Genomic DNA, 18,305 nt, shown 5'->3' with positions numbered 1-18,305 from the left:
ACACCGGACCGGCAGCTTCCAGGCCCGGAATGTCAGAAGCGGACCTTCAGGCCGCCGTGTGCATCGGCTTGAACTCACCCAATCTGGACTTGCTAGCCTGATTCCCCTTCCCGAAAGCGGACGCCTGGCTCCTGGGGGTGCGCTATTTGAGCCGACTGCCTCGAGAGAATGAAAGTCAGCAACGCCGACCGGCAAAACATTAGTGAGGCCCTGCTTACCGTTATAATTCACCGGCTCGCTTTAAGCGCACACGGCTGGGAGAAGAGCCATGCCAATTCATCTTGGACACCGCGGTGGCGGCCACACCCGTCGGACGCGTCTCGGACTTCAGGGCCGACTATCAACGTCTCCACGGGCTGTCGGGGTGTGATACCGAGTGTCCGTTTTGCTGAGCTTCGTCTGCTCCCACTTTCACTTGTGGGTTCAACTACGCGTGTAGTTGTAGGATTGTTTGCTTAAATTCTCTCTACGTCTTGCCAAATGTCTTGAGGAAACAACGAAGAATCCAGTGAAAATTGACGCTCCTTTCCTGAATTGTTATGCTAGAGCCTTGCGTGAAGGGGGCCAGCGCTTTGCAAGAGTGCTTTCCTGCCCGGGCTAGCGTCTTTCTCTCGTTGCCATGGGTTTTAGGAGGATACACCATGTGGCCCAACCAGCTGCTGCTCCTGCTCGGGCTGACTACTATGGCCGCGCTGGCTGCTTCGGCGGTTGCTGCCCAGAACGGCTATTACGAACCGACCCGCCTGATGACGGGGGACGTCGAGCCGATGTCCCCGCAGGCCGGGCAGGCCGCGCAGGCGGAGAAGCTGCCGACGCCGTTACCCATGTACAGTTTTCAGCAGGCAATCGACGACGAAACAAAACTTCGCCAAATCCTAAGGAGCATGCGCGACGACTTGATCGAGGAACTCCCGATCGGACAGTTGATCGATCAGATCCGGCAAGGCGATGGGAGGAGCCGAGAGAACATGTCGCGGGGCCTCACCGGTCTCGGCGGCATCTTCGGGCATGCCTTGCTCAAGGCCGCAGAAGCCAAGTCGCCCGCCGGCATGTTCGAGCCTGACCTCAAGATCATCATAGACGCGCGTGGTCACATCGACGGTTATTTCTTCGACCATCAAGACAAGGGCGGTTACCTCAACGTTACGACCCAGATCAACATCGGGATGCCCAACGGCACCGTCGACATCGACCGTTTCAGATACGAAGTTGGGATCGGCGACAACGTGTTCCAAGTGCTCGGAAAGAACACCGCGGATCCAAACAACGTGTTCCCCGGCGGTGACATTCCGGTCAACGCTGAGACGGCGGCTCCTTTCAACTACAAGCTTTGGGCCAAGGGGGTGCTGATCAAGGTGGAAAGGCTGTGGGTAGACCACGATCATGACGGCTTCTTTGAGCCGAACGAGCGCGTCATGATGCGCGATCATGGCGATTGGAGAGACAACTACCGACATCTTCTGCTGCCGGACCCGGAAGCCTGCATCGACATGATGTTCTTGTTCTATCCCCCAGAGACCCTGCCGCCCGGGGCCGCGCCGCCCTACTACTGTCTCGGCCGCTGCAAGAATCCGCCGCTGATCAACACCAAGTAACGCGACCTGCCAAGTTGGCGGCCTCTTCCGTGGTTTCACGCGCCGGCTGCGGGTCGCAGCGCCTCGGCTACCCTCAACCGCTCGGCGTCGAAGAATCGGACCTCGTTGGCCGCGTCCTCTTGCTCAAGCTGTTCGATCACCGCCAGTCCATCCTGGATCCGCCCCGCCTTGAGGAAGGCGTCGGCGAGGAGCGTCCGGCCGTAGGGAAGCATCTGACGGGCGCCGGTGCGGGCGTAGGCCGCAAGTCCGTCGCGCAGCGTGGCCAGTCCCTGATCAACGTCGCCGGTCGCCGTCATCGCCCATCCGCGCACCACGTCAGCCCAGGCCTCCCAGTACGGCACCCGCTCCTCATGCGCCATTTGCCAGGCGGCGGTGGCCAACTCTAGGGCCGCCCGGGCTTCGCCGCGGGTCTGCCGGATAGAGGCGATGATCGTCAGCCCGTAGATTCGGCTGAAGCTCTGCCCTTGCATCCCGATCAGCCGCTCTGCCTCGGCTATGCGCGCAGTTGCACCTGCGTCATCGCCTGAAAGCGTCAGAGCCCACGCCTGCATGACCCGAGCCACGATCGCGGGGTCGGCGATGTAGTGGCGCCGGATCCGGGCGGCGTGCTCAGGATGGAGAGCGGAGAGCTCGCGGTCGAAGCCGTCAACCGCCACCGCAAAGCGGCCGGAGAGGAACGCCAGGAGAGCCCGAGTATGGACGGTGAGAATGTCGTGGGCCGGATCCCCTGTCTCTTTGGAAAGCGCAGCCATGCGATCGGCGTCGGCCTCGGCCGCGCGGATGCGGCCGGCGAGCAAATGCGTGCCGCAGCTGCCGTAGATTACCGAGAACAGTTCATCCCTGTCCCCATGCTCCTCGCGTAGCTCGTAGAGTCGCTGCAGGTTCAGCTCGATATCTTCGGACCCCCAGCCGCAGAGTTCAATCGGCTCGCGCTTCATTTCGCGCAGTGCAATCTCTGCCGCTGTGCGCTCCGGATTCTCAGCCAGTTTCGCATTCTCGGCCAGAGCCTGGTTCAGGTGGGCGCAGGCCTCGATGTGGGCCGAGCGGGCGATCGAAAGTACGGCCGCCTCCCTCCATCGATCGCGTGCCTCGGCGACGCGACCGGCGCGGCTCAGATGCTGAGCAACAACCTCAGGCCGCGCCTCCGCAACCTCGGCAAATTGGGTGTTGAACACATCTGCGATCCGAGCATGCAGTTTTCGCGCCCGGCTCGCCAGCATGGTCTCGTAGGCCGCCTCCTGGATTAGCCCGTGGCGGAAGGTGAAGGTTGCCTCGGGGTACTCGCCCCGACGCAACAGGATCTGCGATTGTATCAGCTGGTCCAAGATCGGCCGGAGCGCCTTCTCCGACAGTTCCGAAACTGCAACCAGAAGCCGATACGAGAAGCTCCTACCAATCGCGGCGCAAAGCGGAACAACCTCCCGGGCGCTCGACAGGCTGTCGAGCTTGGCCATCAGTAACTCCTTGAGCGATGCGGGAAGCATGACTTCCGACGGAGCGCCGTCAACTGAAAGCTGTCTATGCTCGATAACCGACTTGGTCATCTCCTCAAGGAAGAGCGGCACGCCCTCCGTCCTGACGACAATCTGTTCGAGCAGGCCCTTTGGTATTTGCCCGTGCGAGGCGATCCGCATGACGAGCTCCAGCGAGCGCCTCCGGTCGAGCCGCGAGAGCGCCAGGTGCATCACCCCGGCGCGGCCGATCCAGGGCGCCTCATAGCCCGGCCGGAATGTGCACAGGAGCAGGACCGGGCTTCCACCGATCCGTTCGACCAGCACGTCGAGCAGCTCCTCGGTGGAGGGATCGACCCAGTGCAGGTCCTCAAAGCAGATCAAGACGGGTTGACGCGCCGCCAGCCCGAAAAGTTGTTCGAGCAGCGCCATCATCGTACGCTCCTTGATCGCTTCGGGCGGCTCATCAAGGGGCCCATAGCGGTGTTCGAACGGGATCGAAAGCAAGCGTGCGAAAAGAGGCGCCACACTCACGACGTCTTGGGTCCCCTGCGCGAGGAGATGCTCAAGCTGGTCGAGCCGCTCGTCAACGCTGTCGTCTTCGCCAAGCCCAGCGGCTTGAGCAAGTTGCATCATGATCGGAAAGAGGGGGCTGCCGCTATGATTGGGCGAGCATTGATAGCTCAAGCGGTAATGAGCCTCAGGGGCAATAGCGTCGTGCAGCCACTCGCCCAGCCGCGATTTGCCGATCCCGGCCTCGCCGGAGATAAGCACCACCTGTCCTTCGCCCGCGCGCGCCGTGTCCCAGCGGTGCTGCAGGATTTCGCGTTCATCCTCCCGGCCAACCAACGGAGTCATCCGGCCCTGTGACCGCGCGGCAAAACGTGACGTACTCGCCTTCATTCCACGGACGAGCCAGACCTCCTGCGGCTTATCGAATCCCTTGATCCGCTGATTGCCGAGGAAGGAACAATCGAATTGGTTACCAAGCAGGCGCCGGGTGCTTCCAGCAACAATGACTTGGCCCGGCTTCGCCACAACCTGGAGCCGAGCGGCAAGATTGGGCGTGTCGCCTAGAACCGCGTCCTTAATCGTCAGCCGACCCGCGACGAGATCGCTCACCAGCACCTCCCCCGTGGCGATGCCGACATGGGCGGCGAGCGGCACATGATCGGCAAGCTCGAGCCGCGCCACGTCCCGGATTATTTGCAGCCCGGTTGCGACTGCACGCTCGGCGTCATCCTCCTCGGCGGTCGGGTAGCCAAAGTAGGCGAGCACACCATCGCCTCGGAATTGTGCGACGAAGCCGAAATTTGTGCGAACCAGGTCGGAGCAACAGAGATGATAACTGCGGATCGCGTCGCGGTAGCTCTCGAGGTCGAGGTTCTTGGCCAGCTGTGTCGAGCCCACGAGGTCGGCAAACAGCAAGCTCAGCTGACGCAATTCCTCTTTTGGATAGAGTAGGAGTTGTCCCGATCGAGCACATGCAAATTCGCTAGGCTCTGGTGATGCGGCCGTACGCAGAGGTGCAGGCGCTTCGCGCTGACGCAGCGCCCGGATGCCCCGCATCATGCGCTTGCGATCGCCAAGCGGCACGCCGAGGGCAGCGAGGTCTGCTTCGGTCAGGTCTGAGAGCACGTCGAGATCCACACGCTGCTCGACGAGTTTCTCACAATAATTCTCGAGCTGCAGCGAGACCAACCATTCCCTGAGGCCCGTCACATTCTCACACTCCCAAACTTGACAGCCGAGAAGGGTACCACCGATCGTACGGGGACTCTACGCACTGAAAAGCAACAATCGGTCTCTTCGGCCCTTGGAGAGCCGACTACAGGTCTGCGGGAGGTGGGCTTCTCTCAGCGGCGGTCGACAAATCTAGTCGGATATTCCAAGCTTTCATTGATTATTTATACTTCAACGGGTATGGGTACGCAGATGTCCATTCCAAGAAGCATCTCTGATGCTGCAAAGGGAGGCAGCAATAGTCTAGTTGGACGGTCCTGCGTTCGACGATTTTGTCTTGTCTCCGCTATTGGATTGTGGGTTCTGTGTGCCGCGATCGTGGCAGCAATTGCCCCCGCCCATGCGGATTCCCGTCTCGACCGATGCGGATGGAACGCCGTATTCCAGTTCGTTGCCCGCAACCGGCTCGACCCGCCCCTTGCGAGTCGTCTCTATGCGGCATTCGCCATCGGAAGCGACGCGATATATCGGCATGCGGCGTTGAAATTCGGGTCTGAAGAAGCGGCGAGAATAGTGCCCGATCTATTCCTGGGATTGGCGCAAGAGCAGACCAGCCGCACGCTACTCTGGGCGCCTTATCCGGTCTTGGCGGTTTCGTGCGCGACAGGCGGACCAGAAGTTGAGCCGGATATGCTCGTAGTCCTGAAAGACGTCGCACGGCTCCTCGACGGACTGTGGAAGCGGAGCGGCGGGGGCGTCGGCCTCCCGCCGCCTTCAGGGCAGTGGTATCCTGATCGAGGTTCAGACCCCTTGCGGCCCGATTGGGGCAATGTCCGCCCGCTTCTCATCGGAGACCCAGAGAAGTTTCAATCGAAGAAACCCGACGCTTACGGGAGGCTCGACCGCCAGGCCGAGCTGGTGTGGAATGCAGTCTCCAATCTATCGCCGGCAGAAAGAGCGCAAGTACTCTACTGGGCTGACGGCATCGGCACTTTTACGCCGCCAGGACATTGGGCTCAAATCGCGCTGGATGGGTTGGAAGCCAGCGATCTCGACCTCGATCAAAAGCTGTTCATCGTTGGGGCGACGATGATAGCCGTCAATGACGCTGTGATCGCCTGCTGGCGGGATAAATATACGTTCGGAGTGCCGCGACCGTCTCAGGTTTACAGCAAAATAGAGCCAGTAATTCCAAATCCCAACTTCCCATCTTACCCATCGGGTCACTCCGTCATTTCGACTGCAGCATCCCATGTGCTCGCGTCCTACCTGCCCAAGAGGGCAGCCACGCTCGAGTTGATGGCTCAGCAAGCGGGACGATCTCGCTTCCTGGCAGGTATCCATTATTTGGCCGACATTGAGGCGGGGATCGTTCAAGGAAAAGGCGTGGCAATTGAAGTCGTGCGCAAACTTGATCCGGAACGGTCTCTCATTAATCAGCTTGAACTCCCATAGGTCAGGCATTCTCAACCAGTCGTGTTGAGCACTGTTTAATCAATTTGCAAAAAAATCGCTGAAACGCGTATTTAGAATGTTGCCATCGTACATCTGCTTCGCTTCGGATTACTCTAGTACGTGTATTCTGTTTGCTGATGCGGAACGGACCTATGCCCCAATGCCTGCTTTGCAATGTCTCGAACATCTACCTTTGTCGGAGAACCCATTGCAAGAAGTTAAAGGGTCGTATCTGTCCGAAACGTGAACGCCAGGTTTGGAGAGGCTCCTTGAAAGTCAGCAAATGGTGCAACCGCGACCTCCAGCATTGTCACCGCGATGTCCGCTTTCGGGCGGAGGCAAGGCACCCCTCTACGGCCGATATCAGGCGCATTGCTGCCGTCCACAACGCGGACAATGCTCGTGCCGCGACCTCGCTTCCGGATGCGCGTGTCTTAGATCTTCAGGTGCTGAAGAACGCGGGCCGCCGTGCCCGCCGTCACATCGCCGGCATCGTCGATCCGGCCGAGCTTCAGCACTGCCCAGCTGTCCGCGATGCCGAGGGCGAAGGGCAGGTTCTGCTCAACGATCAGGATTGTCGTGCCGTTCGTCCTGCGCTCCTCCCTGAGTGCCGCGGCGATGCGTTCGACGACTGAGGGCTGCAGGCCCTCGGAAATCTCGTCGATCAGCAACAGCTTCGGCCGCAGCATCAGCGCGCGGCCGAGAATGAGCATCTTCTGCTCGCCGCCGGACAGCGTTCCGGCCCGTTGCGACAAGCGCTCCCTGAGGAACGGAAAATGCCCGTAAACCCGTTCCACGGCTTGTGCAAAACCGTGATCCGAGCGCAAGACGAGGCGCAGATTGTCGCGCACGCTGAGATCCTGGAACAGCGCCTGCTCCTGCGGCGCATAGCCGACTCCCGACGCAATCAGCGAGGCCTGCGAAACACCACCGATCGAAGTGCCGTCGAGGCGGATGTCGCCCGAACGCAGCGCCACGAAGCCGAGGATGGTTTTCAGCACGGTGGTCTTGCCCATGCCGTTCTTGCCCATCAGCGCAAAGATCTGTCCGGCCGCGATGGCCAGCGACAGCGCCTCGATGATGGCAACCGGCCCGTAGCCGCTCGACACGTTTGACAGCGACAGTTTCGGCGCGATGGTTTTGGCCTCTGCCTGTCTTGCCTCAAGCATGGGCGCCTCCCGAATAGATCGTCCTGACCATTTCGGAATTGACGACCTGATCGACGCTGCCGTCGAGGACAAGCTTGCCCTGGTGGAGAACGACGATCCTGGTCGAGATGTCACGGACGAAATCGAGGTCGTGCTCCACCAGTATGGCGGCAAAGCCAAGCTCGCCGGTCAGCTTCTGCAGCGTCGCGCCAATGGTGGTGCGCTCGACCTTGGTCAGCCCGGCCGTAGGCTCGTCGAGCAGGATGAGCTTTGGCTCGAGTGCTACGACCATGGCGAGCTCGAGGCTCTGCTTCTGCCCATGTGACAGCAGTGACACCGGCCGGCCGAGCATGCGGTCGAGCCCGGTGGAGCGCAGAATGTCGGCGGCGGCCGCCGGCAGTCCAAGCGTGGCGGAGCGGCGGAGCAGGCTCGGCGCGTTGCGCGAGGCGCGTGCCATGCGCAGGCAGTCGGCGACGGTCAGGCTGTCGAAGACGCTCGCCACCTGGAACTTGCGTCCGACGCCGAGCGCGACGATCTCATCCGGTGTCATGCCGCTGATGTCTTGGCCGGCGATGGTGACGGTTCCGGTCGTGGCTTCGGTGCCGTCGCTCAGGCAGCGCATCAGCGTCGTCTTGCCTGCGCCATTCGGACCGACGAGGCTGACCAACTCGCCGGGGTGAACGTCGAGATCGATCCCTTGCAGCACCTGCAGGCTGCCGAAGGATTTGCCGAGGCCGCTGACGGCGAGCGCGCGGTTGCCGGCCTCCGATCCGTTGCCGGCCGGTTCGGCGGCGAGGGTAGGGCTACCCGATTGGCTGGTCTGCTCTTCATTGCGGCGCGGCAGGACCATCCTGGCCAGTTGCGCCAGCCCGTTCGGCAACAGGATGATCATCACGACGAACAGCGCGCCGACCACCAGGTTCCACAGGAAGGGCAGGTCGCCGGAAAGCTGGGCGCTGAGGTAATCGATGCCGATCGCGCCGATCACCGGCCCGATGATCGTGCCGCGGCCGCCCAGCGCCGTCCAGATGACGATCTCGGTGCCGAAGACGAAGCCGGTGTTCTCAGGTGCCACCACACCCGACGCGTTGGCATAGAGGAAGCCGGCAATGCCGGCGACGCCGGCGAGGATCGTTGTCAGCACGATCTTCAACCGCTGCGGATCGAGGCCAAGATAGGCGCAGCGCGCTTCATTGTCGCGAATGGCGACGAGCAGCTTGCCTGCATCCGAGCGGGTGAAGACCAGGGCGACAACGGTGGTGACGATGAGGCAGATGCCGGTAAGCCGGAAATAGCCCGGCAAGCCGAGCGGCAGGCCGGAATAGCCGACCAGCCCGCTGCTCGATCCGGTCCAGACGCCACCCGAAAACACCAGCTGCGTGACCACGATCGGCACGACGAGCGAAATCACCGTCGCATAGAGCGGAGTCGAGCCGTGGCCGAATGACAACCAGCCGACGAAGGCACCGAGCAACACCGGCACGATGATCGCCAGCGCGAGCGCCAGTGCCAACAGCGCCGGGGTTGCGCCGAGATGGCTGAGCACCATGGCGCTGGCATAGGCGCCGGTCCCGAAGAAGGCCGCCTGGCCGAAGGTCAGAATGCCGGTATAGCCCCACAAAATGTCGACAGTCACCGCCAGCATGGCGTAAATCATCGAGCGGGTCAGCACATTGAGCGTGAACCGGTCGAACAGCGCTGGCCCGATAATGACGACGACCGCCACCGCAAGCGCAAGCGCCGCAAGCAGCCAAACCCTTGGCGGAATGGAACGGCTCTCAGGCACGGGCAAATCCCTTCGGGCTGATGCGCAGCACCAGGGCGCAGAGGACCGCCACCGTGATGCCGCCGAAAATGGGGCTGACGAAAGTGCTGACCAGAACCTGTGCGCCGCCGAAGACGAGGCAGGCTATGGCTAAAGTCGAGAAGGACGAACCGGCGACCATGACCAGCATGAACGAGCCGATCAGCCAGGCCACGCCCATATTCGGGTCTACGCTGGTCAGCGGCGTGAGCAGCACGCCGGCAAGTGCCGCCAGCCCGGTTCCGACCATGAAGGTGACCAGCCGCACGCGCGCGGTGTCGATGCCGAGCGCGCGCGCCAGCGTCTCGTTCATGATCACCGCCTGCGCCGACAGGCCTAGCCGCGTGCCTTCGAGAAGGAAGGTGAAGGCAATCCCGATGACCAGCGCCGCGGCGACCGCGAACAGCCGGTAGAGCGAATAGCCGAGGCCGAACACATCGACAGTGCCGTACAGCAGATTGGGGGTGAACTGCACGTCACGCCCGAACCACAGCGTGATCAGCTGGCCGATGACAATGCCGAGACCCCAGGTCGCCAGTATGGCGTCGAGCGGCCGGCGATAGAGCGGCCGTACGATGACCAGCTCGGTGATGCCGCCGAGGATCGCTCCCACGGCAAAGGCGATCGGCAGCGCCGCCCAGGGATTGAGCCCAAGGCCGGCGGTTGCCACCGCGCAATAGGCGCCGATCGTCAGCCAGGCGCCATGGGCGAAATTGATGATCTTCAGCACGCCGAAGATCGCCAGCAGGCCGGCGGCGACGATGAACAGGATCGCCGCCGTCGTCACCATGTCCAGGAGAAGCGTCATGGCAGGTTCCCGATAGTGTGGAACGGGGCGGCGCAGGGCCGCCGCCCCGTTGCGATGACAGGTGCGACTACAGGTCCGGGCACTGTTCGCCGGGGTCGACGCCTTCGAATTTGTCGACCACGCTGACCGAACCGTCCGCCTTCACCTGGCCGAGATACATGGTCAGCGGAGCGTGGTGCTGCTTGCTCATCGAGACTGTGCCGCGCGGGCCGGTGAAGGATACCTCGGCGAGTGCTGCAAGCACAGCGGCGGTGTCGGTCGTCCCGGCTTTCTCGACCGCGGCCTTGTAGAGATAGATGCCTTCATATTCCGGCACCGAGAGGTCGTTCGGGGTGCGCAGTTCGGCGCCGAACTTCTTCTGCATGGCGGCAAGGAAGCTCTTGTTGGTGTCGCTGTCGATGCTGGTGACATAGGAAGCGGAAATGAAGATTCCGGCCGCGTCTGCGCCCATGCTCTTGGCAGTTCCTTCATCGACGGCCAGATTGCCGTAGGGGATGGTGACACCGGCCCCGCGCAACTGCTTGGTCAAGGTGACATTGGGCGCGCCGCCCGCCGTCGAGGTGATCACGGCATCGGCGCCGGAGCTTTTCAGATTGGAGATGATCGCCGTCCAGTCGCTGCCTTCCATCGGCAAATATTCTTCACCGACGACGCTGGCGCCTGACTTCTCGATATAGGCCTTGGCGAACTCCAGCATGCCGCGGCCGAAGGCGTAGTCGGAGCCGATCAGGAAGAACTTCTTGGCGCCCTGCGTCTTGATGAAATTGTCGACGATCGGCGGCACCTGCTGTTCGGGTACCCAGGCGTTGACGAACAAATTGGCATTGCAGGATTTGCCCTCGTAAAACGAGGTGTAGATGTAGGGGATGTCGCCCTTGGTGATGATCGGCAGGCCGGCATTGCGCGCCGCACTCGTCTCCATGGTGATGACGGCGTTGACCTCCTTCTGGAAGACCAGCGAATCGAAGGCCTTCTGCGCGCCTGCGGCACCGGAGGCGTCGTCGGCGATCTCCAGCGCAAGCTCGCGTCCGAGTACGCCGCCGGCGGCGTTGATCTCGGCGACCGCCAGCTCCGCCGACTGCACGACCGAGGGCGCGACGACGCTGTTGGCGCCAGAAAGGCCGACCGGGATGCCGATCTTGATCGGACCGTCCGCCGCGAAGGCGGAAGTGGCCAGGGCGGCGCTGGCGAATGCAACGATCAGTGCTTTGTTCTTCAAGGTATTCCCCTTTCTTTGCGTTGATCGTACCGGGTGGTGCCGGCTTCTTCTTGGCTATCCGTAGACGTCGCTGCGGCGGTCGCCGATGGCGTCGTTGCGCTCGCTCAGCGCCCGGGCCTGGGCGATGTCGCCAAGGTTGATCGTGGCGATGAGGATCTCCTCGCCGGCTTCGCTGGCAGGGCCAGCGATCGGCCAGCCGGTCGGGCCGACGATCAGGCTCCTGCCGACAAAAGGCTGGCCACGTTCGGTGCCGACGCGGTCGGCGCAGGCGATGTAGATGCCATTGCTGTGCGCGGCCGCCTTGTGCAGGATGTTGGCCATCGGCTCGGGATGCTGACCCTGGGCCGGCATCGGCACCCAGTTGGTCGGCACGCAGACCAGCTCCGCGCCCCTCAGCGCCAGCTGCCTGTAGGTCTCGGGGAACCAGCCGTCATAGCAGATCGCAACGCCGATCCGGCCGATCGCGGTATCGAACACCGGCAGGCCGAGATTGCCCGGCTGGAAATAGAGCTTTTCGCGGTTCCACAGATGCAGCTTGCGGTAGGTGCCGATAGGACCGGATGGTCCGCACAGCATGGCCGCGTTGAAGAACTGGTCGTTGTCGCGCTCGGCAAGGCCGCTGACGATGTGCAGGTTAAGTTCGTTTGCCAGGCTGCACAGCAGCATGGCACTGCGGCCATCCGGAATGGGGGCGGCGAGCGCGGCCAACTCGTCCTGGCTGTCGAAGACATAGCCGCTGTCGGCAAGCTCGGGCAGCACCACCACCGATGCGCCGCGACCGGCAGCCTGGCGGATCAATCGCTCCATCGACTTCAGATTATCGTCCAGCCGGCCGATCGCCGGCTGGAACTGGATGCAGGCCAGACGCAGGTCCGCCGTCGCATTCGCATGTATCGTCAAAGCCTGTCTCCAAACGCAAAAAACCCCTGGCGCGGAAGTCATCCGCGAACCAAGGGCTGCATAGCCATCAATGTGAAACGGCATTCCTGCCGATGAGCAAACCTGCTCGTGCTTTAAGAAGTTGCACAGCCGGGAGGCCGCGTCAAGAGCCAAAGTGTCCGGCGGTCTGCCGCACCGGAAATTGCTGTTTAGACTAATAAAATCAGTTAGTTGCAAGAAATTTCTGATGCGGTAATCTTGTCGGGCTGTCGGCTGTCCGGCTATTTCTGATTGCCTGGCGCGGAAATCCCGAAGCCGAAAGCCCGCATCGCTTCCTGTGCGGCGAGGATGCCTTCGGCCACCGAAACCAGGGCGACCCGCTTCGATGTCGCCTGGTCGCGGATCAGCTTGTAGGCGGTTTCCTCATCGACGCCGTTCATCTCGACCAGCACCTTGACCGCCTTCTCGATCGTCCGGCGTCCCTTCAGCGTATCCTCCAGCTTGCGCACCTTGTTGGCCAGCCGCCCTTCATAGCCGTAGCGGTAACGGGCCAGTGCAAACTGCGTCAGCACGCCCAACTGCCTGAGCGGCTTGGTGATGACGCCGTGCGCGTTGAGGTCGATGATCGCCTTGATCGAGGTCGGGCTTTCATAGGTTACGATGGCGACCACGGCGGCGTTGGCGCCCTCGATGAGCGACACCATCGCGTCGGTCGGCGCTTCGCCGACCTGCACGAACACCGTGTCGATGTCGCCCGGGATCGAGGCCGGCGGCGGCCACGCCGCCCTGACTTCGCAACCTAGGCGCCGGAGGTGATCGACCAGCGCGGCGCCATCCTCGTCCTTCGGATGGATGACCAGGATCTTCGCCTGCCGCAGGTCGTTGAGAATGCGTTTGAGCGTTGCCGTCATTTAAAGCCAAGGCTCTTCGAAACGAGAGGAGGCGAGATAGGGGTCGGGCCGGATCGGCGCCTGCGACTGCCAGGCGATATCAAACTGCCCGGTGGCGTTGGCGATACCGATGCGCGGCGTCGACCAGACGTGGCGGTTTTCCTGGTCGAACATCATGCGTCCCTCCGGCGACGCATAGTCGACCTCGAGCGCTGCCTGTCCGAGGCGAAAGGTGTCGAGGGTTCCGGCCTTTTCCAGCGCGCGGGCGAACAGGTGGACCTGCGTATAAGCCGTCTGCGACCACATGGTCGCAGTCGTCCGGTCGCCGAACCGGCGGGCGAGCTCGCCGACGAAGCGCTGGTTCTCGCCGCTGTCGACCGTCGCCAGGTAAGGAGCCGCCAGCACATGGCCGGTGCAGTGCTCGGCGCCGATCACGCGGATCTCGCCTTCGGCCAAGGTCAGGCTGGCTATCGGCCGCCGTGTCCGATCGATGCCTGCCTCGGCATAGAGCCTGTAGAGGATTTGCGCGCTGCGCCCAATCACCGTCGAGAAGACGGCGTCCGGCGCGGCCTTCTCGATATCGGCCATCAGGCGGCGCATCCGGCGTTCGTCGGCATCAAGCGGCACATACTGTTCTTCGACGATCGTGCCCCCCTTGCATTCCAGGAGATCGCGCATGACCCGGTTGGATTCATGCGGATAGATGTAGTCGGACCCGGCCATGAACACGCGCGGTCCGTAGCGCTGCAGGATGAAGTCGGCCAGCGCGAAGGTATTCTGGTTGAGCGTGGCGCCGGTATAGAGGACATTCTCCGAATATTCGAAGCCCTCGTAGATCGAAGGATACCAGAGCAGGCCGTTGTAGCGCTCGACAATCGGCAGCACGGCCTTGCGGCTGCCAGACATCGAGCAGCCGAAGATGACGTTGACGTCGTCCTCGGTCAGAAGCCTGCGGGCCAGCGAACGAAACGCCTCGGGGTCGCTGGCCGGATCGTAGGTGATCGGCTCGATCTGCCGCCCCAGCACGCCGCCGCCGGCATTGATCTCCTCGATGGCCAAGGCGGTTCCGTAGAAATGCTCGCTTTCGGTGACCGAAGTGATGCCGCTGCGCGAAAAGAGGATTCCGACGCGCCATGTCCTGGCTGTACCTGTCACGGCAATCCTCCCTGAGCTTTTCCGGCAAAGGCCTATTGCACGCGAGGCGTCATGGCAATCGCCAGCGTGGTCGCTGGCTGTCTCTGCTTTCAGGAAGCGGCAAAGGTGATCTCTCCGGCAGAGATAGAGGCATTGCCGCCCGGCAGTCTGGGCCGGAACCTGACCGTCCGTGATTGGGAGCCATATGGCTAAAGGGGCCGATCCGCTACCGCCCGAATACCGGAACCGCTCAGTTGTCCGGTTACGTCGCGTTTAGCTCTGCCATATAAGGAATTCGGAAGCTGGAGGCCGCACGCTAATGTTGGACAACTACGAGGTCGACGGGTTTGGCGTGATCCACCAGATCGACTTCACACCGATCAAGTACGACAAGCAATACATTTCCTATTACGAGGACCTGAGTGACCGGACCATCAAGCTCGGATATCAGCGACTTGGCTGGGTGCTGGGAATCACCGGCCAAATTCCTCGGTCCGTCCTGGAGATTGGATATGGCACGGGCACATTCGTCGAAGCCGCGAAAATAACCGGGGTCGCCGACTGCGCCGGCTGCGACATCGCCAGGTTTCCGCTGCCCAATGGCGTCCGCTTTGTCGATTGGGATGAGGCTCTCGCCAGCTCGTGGGATCTCGTCGCCATGTTCGACGTGCTTGAGCACATCCCGGACCTGGGTTTCCTCGCCCGCCTTCAGGCCCGCTACCTGGCCGTCGCCGTCCCTTATTGCCGCTGGCGCGAGCTCGGCACCGCCGGCGACGCGTGGTTCCGAACGTGGCGTATGCGTCTCCCCAACGAGCACCTGCACCATTTCGACCGTGACTCGCTGGTGGCACTCCTCGCACACAGCGGCTTCCAGTGCGTGACGCTGAACTGCTTCGAGGACGGGATTAGAATGCGGCCCGGCGAAGTGGGTCCGAATATTCTGTCCGGCTTCTTTAGAAAGCCATAGGCCAGTTTCCCCGTGGCTCGACCAAAGCGATAACGCTCGCGCTGTTTTCCCGCCCCAAGCCGACTTGGTCCTTTCTCGTCCGGATTTGATCCTGACTGTGAGAAAACGGGCGAGTCAGGTAAGGTTTTGACGGATCGCTTTCACTAAACTGCCGACGCTCAGCGCCAAACAATGAGCGTAGTTGGGGTCGGAACAGGTAATCCGCATCACGTCAAAAGCTACCACTAGAGCTGGACTAGCCCGCGTTCGGCCGGAGAAGCAGCTGTTGTGATCGATCATCCGGGGAACATTTTCGTCAGCATTCAATTTAAGCAGAGAAGCTGGCTTGGAGCAGATCAATGGGCATTTTTTCCGACCTCGACAAAAAACTGACGGAAAATCTCTACGCGCACGGTAACGACCTCATCGATCCTGCTGCGGATCTTCCCGAGACCGTCGAGGAACGGGTCGAACTGTTGATGCCATTCGTTCAGGCCGAGGCTCGCGAACTGGTCCGATCGCAAATCCTCGGCCTCATTCACGAGTACAGGAATGAGGAGTCCGCCCCGTCGAGTTAGGCCAGGATCGCCTCAACTTCGAACTTTGCCGGTCCTGCCCGGAATCGAGGTCAACCGCCGTCGTCACCCGTCCTGGTCTATTGCATGGGGCGCAGGCTGAGTCCCGTCGCTGGTCCGGCCGGTCTGGTCGAACGACAGCCAAATGATGAAGAGTACCGCCAGTAGAATCACGACCCAGGCGATGATACGAGGCATGGCATATTCCTTTCCGTGCCGAACAGCCGGTCAAGAGATCGGCTTGCCGTTAGCTCGGGCGCCGCCCGTATCGGGTTCGGAGTCGGCGCCAACGGTCGGGTCAAGGACGACCGGTCCACGTTCTGCCTCGGAACCCTCTGCCTCGATTTCTTGCACGGCCTGATCCCAACGCTCGCGCTCCCGCCCTTCCGGACGGCCTTCACGCTCCCAGATTTCATGGGCTCGCCGCCTGATACGCGCTTCCCTGTCCATAATAGGTCTCCTGGTGCTTTCCTAATCCCGTCCTCGATGGTTTGTTCCGCGTTGCCGGACAGTGGCCGCGACCGTCTCTCGCACATTCATACAGGCTAGTGCCCCACCTGGACTGCCCAAATGATCGCGCAGGTCCGTCAGCGGTTCAGTTGACGCAACCATGATGTGCTCTATTTCAAGTTGCACACCAGTCTTGTGGTCCGTTCGGCGCTGGGAGGACAATGTGTGGAAGCAACGCTACAAGCGCGCACTGTAAATACCAGTAAACGTCGCGGTCTTCGACTTGACTGCCTGTGGTCACCATCACCCTTGAACAACTGCCTGGGAGACGTGTGTTTTCGCAGCGCCGGAACAACATCGACGCCATCGAGGATACACGCGCCGAATAGGACGGCGATGGTCTCGTGGTTGCCGCTACCGGAGACCGGGGTCCGATGAGAATTCTCGTTGTTGGCGCCACCGGCCTGATCGGCGCTTCGGTCTGTTCCCGCCTCGGTTCCGAAGGACATGAGGTGGTCGGCATCGTCCGTAGCCCTCGGGCAAATGCAGCCCGCGACTACCAATTGCTGGTGCTGGACATGGCGACCGCGCTACGCCCTGAAGATTGGCTGCCGCATCTGGCCGGCATCGATGCCGTCGTGAACTGTGCCGGCGTTCTGCAGGACAGCCCTCGCGAAAAGACCGGGCAAGTTCATCGCGATGCTGCGGCGGCTCTTTTTCTCGCCTGCGCGCGGGCCGGCGTTGCCAAGGTGATCCACTTCTCGGCAATGGGTGTCGATCGGGCACAGCCTTCGTCGTTCTCGGCGACGAAATATGCTGGCGATCAGGCCCTCATGGCACTTGATCTGGACTGGATAATCCTTCGCCCTTCCGTGGTGCTCGGCCGGCCTGTGTTTGGGGCCAGTGCATTGTTTCGCGGTCTGGCCTCGCTGCCGGTGCTGCCGTCAATGCCAGATACCGGCCGGCTACAGGTCGTGCAGCTCGAGGATGTGGTCTCGACGGCGCTCTTCTTTCTCAATCCCGGCAGTCCGTCTCGTATGGCGCTGGAACTTGCAGGTCCCGAACAGCTGACCATGGACGAGATTGTCGGCACTTTGCGCCGCTGGCTCGGCTGGCGTTCCGCAGCCAGGCTTGTCTTGCCGGGATGGGTTGCCCGATTTCTCTACCGCCTCGGCGATCTTGCCGCGATGCTCGGCTGGCGACCTCCAATGCGCACCAATGCCGCCAGGGAGATCACGCGAGGGGCGGTCGGAGATCCATCGAACTGGATTTCCCTGACCGGCATACACCCACAAAGCTTGGCGCAGTTCCTCGCGCTCAATCCGGCAACGGTGCAGGAGAAATGGTTCGCCGGGCTTTATTTCGCCAAGGCTGCAATCTTCGTCGTCCTGCCGTTCTTCTGGATCATGACGGGGATTGTTTCGCTGACCACTGGCTACGGCAACGGCATCGGCCTCATGCAAAGCACGGGGGCTGGCATGTTGTCGGCGCCTGCCGTGATCGCCGGCGCTCTTGCCGACGTCGTCGTCGGCGCACTCATAGCCTGGCGGCCAACGGCGCGAAAAGGCGTCTACGCCGGCATCGCGCTCTCGCTCTTCTATATAATCGTGGGCACTTTCCTGCGCCCGGACCTGTGGAACGAACCGCTTGGGCCGTTTCTGAAGGTCTTGCCGATCATCGTCCTTCACTTCGTTGCCTTGGCAATCCTGGAGGAGCGCTGATGCTCTATTTCGTGCTGAAGTACCTGCATGTCATCGGTGCCAGCGTGCTGCTTGGCACCGGCGCCGGCATTGCCTTCTTCATGCTTCTCGCCCACAGGACCGGCAATGCAGCAACAATTGCGGCAGTGGCGCGCATCGTAGTGGTCGCCGACTTTCTCTTCACGGCAACTGCCGTCGTGGCGCAGCCGATAACCGGCGTCGCGCTCGCCTGGCTGGCGGGTTACTCGCTCTCCGAAGGCTGGATCGTGCTTTCCATCGCGCTTTATATCGTCACCGGTGTGTTCTGGCTGCCGGTGGTATGGATGCAGATGGAGATGCGCAATCTGGCGTCCGAAGCCGCCAAGGCGGGAGCCCCGCTGCCGGCCCGGTATATCAGGCTTTTCTGGCTGTGGTTCGCCTTTGGCTTTCCCGCCTTTGCTGCCGTCCTCGGGATTTTCTGGCTGATGATCGCGCGGCCGGCGATCGAGTGGTAACGCCTTGCCGCGGCAGATGTCGCGCCTTTCGATTTCGGCGCTGGAACATCTTTCCCATGAGTGCGTTCGGCGCG

The 18,305-nt window shown here is 61.9% G+C and carries 15 protein-coding genes; 6 read left to right on the top strand and 9 right to left on the bottom strand.

What is annotated here, in order from left to right:
- Window positions 1–641 precede the first annotated feature (641 nt).
- Entirely contained in the window at window positions 642–1,595 is a 954-nt protein-coding gene (locus ACWTU7_RS01375) for a hypothetical protein (protein WP_455846483.1), read from the top strand.
- 35 nt (window positions 1,596–1,630) lie between these two features.
- On the opposite strand, the gene ACWTU7_RS01370 is transcribed toward ACWTU7_RS01375, so the two are convergent.
- Window positions 1,631–4,768 carry an ATP-binding protein gene (locus tag ACWTU7_RS01370; RefSeq protein ID WP_455837421.1) on the bottom strand — a complete coding sequence of 1,046 codons (3,138 nt, stop codon included), beginning with the start codon at window positions 4,766–4,768 and terminating at the stop codon, window positions 1,631–1,633.
- A 177-nt stretch (window positions 4,769–4,945) separates the two neighbouring features.
- Between ACWTU7_RS01370 and ACWTU7_RS01365 the strand changes: the two genes are divergently transcribed.
- A complete protein-coding gene (locus ACWTU7_RS01365) occupies window positions 4,946–6,184 on the top strand; it encodes a vanadium-dependent haloperoxidase (RefSeq protein ID WP_455837420.1) in 1,239 nt (412 codons plus the stop codon).
- Window positions 6,185–6,618: 434 nt separating this feature from the next.
- Here ACWTU7_RS01365 and ACWTU7_RS01360 read toward each other — a convergent pair whose 3' ends face one another.
- From ACWTU7_RS01360 to ACWTU7_RS01330, 7 genes are all read right to left on the bottom strand, one after another.
- Window positions 6,619–7,353, bottom strand: coding sequence for an ABC transporter ATP-binding protein (locus ACWTU7_RS01360; RefSeq protein ID WP_455837419.1), 735 nt, complete (start codon window positions 7,351–7,353; stop codon window positions 6,619–6,621).
- The gene (locus ACWTU7_RS01355; RefSeq protein ID WP_029356277.1) at window positions 7,346–9,118 is read right to left on the bottom strand and encodes an ABC transporter permease subunit; all 1,773 of its coding nucleotides are present in this window, start codon (window positions 9,116–9,118) and stop codon (window positions 7,346–7,348) included. The genes ACWTU7_RS01360 and ACWTU7_RS01355 overlap by 8 nt, the downstream gene beginning before the upstream one ends.
- On the bottom strand, window positions 9,111–9,944 hold the full coding sequence (locus ACWTU7_RS01350) for a branched-chain amino acid ABC transporter permease (RefSeq protein WP_455837418.1): 834 nt from the start codon (window positions 9,942–9,944) through the stop codon (window positions 9,111–9,113). The genes ACWTU7_RS01355 and ACWTU7_RS01350 overlap by 8 nt, the downstream gene beginning before the upstream one ends.
- 67 nt (window positions 9,945–10,011) lie before the next feature.
- Window positions 10,012–11,163, bottom strand: a complete 1,152-nt coding sequence (locus ACWTU7_RS01345; protein ID WP_455837417.1) for a substrate-binding protein — start codon at window positions 11,161–11,163, stop codon at window positions 10,012–10,014.
- Between the two features lie 54 nt (window positions 11,164–11,217).
- A complete protein-coding gene (locus ACWTU7_RS01340) occupies window positions 11,218–12,063 on the bottom strand; it encodes a nitrilase family protein (protein ID WP_455837416.1) in 846 nt (281 codons plus the stop codon).
- Between the two features lie 260 nt (window positions 12,064–12,323).
- The gene (locus ACWTU7_RS01335) at window positions 12,324–12,953 is read right to left on the bottom strand and encodes an ANTAR domain-containing response regulator (protein WP_455837415.1); all 630 of its coding nucleotides are present in this window, start codon (window positions 12,951–12,953) and stop codon (window positions 12,324–12,326) included.
- Entirely contained in the window at window positions 12,954–14,087 is a 1,134-nt protein-coding gene (locus ACWTU7_RS01330; RefSeq protein ID WP_455837414.1) for a transporter substrate-binding domain-containing protein, read from the bottom strand.
- Window positions 14,088–14,385: 298 nt separating this feature from the next.
- On the opposite strand from ACWTU7_RS01330, the gene ACWTU7_RS01325 reads away from it, so the two are divergent.
- Together ACWTU7_RS01325 and ACWTU7_RS01320 are read left to right on the top strand one after the other, a co-directional pair.
- Entirely contained in the window at window positions 14,386–15,033 is a 648-nt protein-coding gene (locus ACWTU7_RS01325; RefSeq protein WP_455837413.1) for a class I SAM-dependent methyltransferase, read from the top strand.
- Window positions 15,034–15,371: 338 nt separating this feature from the next.
- Window positions 15,372–15,590 carry a hypothetical protein gene (locus ACWTU7_RS01320; protein WP_455837412.1) on the top strand — a complete coding sequence of 73 codons (219 nt, stop codon included), beginning with the start codon at window positions 15,372–15,374 and terminating at the stop codon, window positions 15,588–15,590.
- Between the two features lie 225 nt (window positions 15,591–15,815).
- Here the strand turns inward: ACWTU7_RS01320 and ACWTU7_RS01315 are convergent, their stop codons facing one another.
- Window positions 15,816–16,037, bottom strand: a complete 222-nt coding sequence (locus tag ACWTU7_RS01315; RefSeq protein WP_455837411.1) for a DUF2934 domain-containing protein — start codon at window positions 16,035–16,037, stop codon at window positions 15,816–15,818.
- A gap of 434 nt (window positions 16,038–16,471) precedes the next feature.
- Here ACWTU7_RS01315 and ACWTU7_RS01310 point away from each other — a divergent pair, with 434 nt between their 5' ends.
- On the top strand, window positions 16,472–17,758 hold the full coding sequence (locus ACWTU7_RS01310) for an SDR family oxidoreductase (protein ID WP_455837410.1): 1,287 nt from the start codon (window positions 16,472–16,474) through the stop codon (window positions 17,756–17,758).
- The gene (locus tag ACWTU7_RS01305; RefSeq protein ID WP_065010360.1) at window positions 17,758–18,231 is read left to right on the top strand and encodes a DUF2269 family protein; all 474 of its coding nucleotides are present in this window, start codon (window positions 17,758–17,760) and stop codon (window positions 18,229–18,231) included. Before ACWTU7_RS01310 ends, ACWTU7_RS01305 begins: the two co-directional genes overlap by 1 nt.
- Window positions 18,232–18,305 lie beyond the last annotated feature (74 nt).

The sequence above is a fragment of the Mesorhizobium sp. BHscii genome, from assembly GCF_053848065.1.
This window is presented reverse-complemented; position numbering and strand designations above follow the sequence as displayed.

Bases quoted from the DNA above. Each gene is read 5' to 3' on its own strand.
- ACWTU7_RS01360 (WP_455837419.1), bottom strand. From the start codon at position 7,353: ATGCTTGAGGCAAGACAGGCAGAGGCCAAAACCATCGCGCCGAAACTG.
- ACWTU7_RS01320 (WP_455837412.1), top strand. From the start codon at position 15,372: ATGGGCATTTTTTCCGACCTCGACAAAAAACTGACGGAAAATCTCTAC.
- ACWTU7_RS01335 (WP_455837415.1), bottom strand. From the start codon at position 12,953: ATGACGGCAACGCTCAAACGCATTCTCAACGACCTGCGGCAGGCGAAG.
- ACWTU7_RS01310 (WP_455837410.1), top strand. From the start codon at position 16,472: ATGAGAATTCTCGTTGTTGGCGCCACCGGCCTGATCGGCGCTTCGGTC.
- ACWTU7_RS01350 (WP_455837418.1), bottom strand. From the start codon at position 9,944: ATGACGCTTCTCCTGGACATGGTGACGACGGCGGCGATCCTGTTCATC.
- ACWTU7_RS01315 (WP_455837411.1), bottom strand. From the start codon at position 16,037: ATGGACAGGGAAGCGCGTATCAGGCGGCGAGCCCATGAAATCTGGGAG.
- ACWTU7_RS01375 (WP_455846483.1), top strand. From the start codon at position 642: ATGTGGCCCAACCAGCTGCTGCTCCTGCTCGGGCTGACTACTATGGCC.
- ACWTU7_RS01305 (WP_065010360.1), top strand. From the start codon at position 17,758: ATGCTCTATTTCGTGCTGAAGTACCTGCATGTCATCGGTGCCAGCGTG.
- ACWTU7_RS01325 (WP_455837413.1), top strand. From the start codon at position 14,386: ATGTTGGACAACTACGAGGTCGACGGGTTTGGCGTGATCCACCAGATC.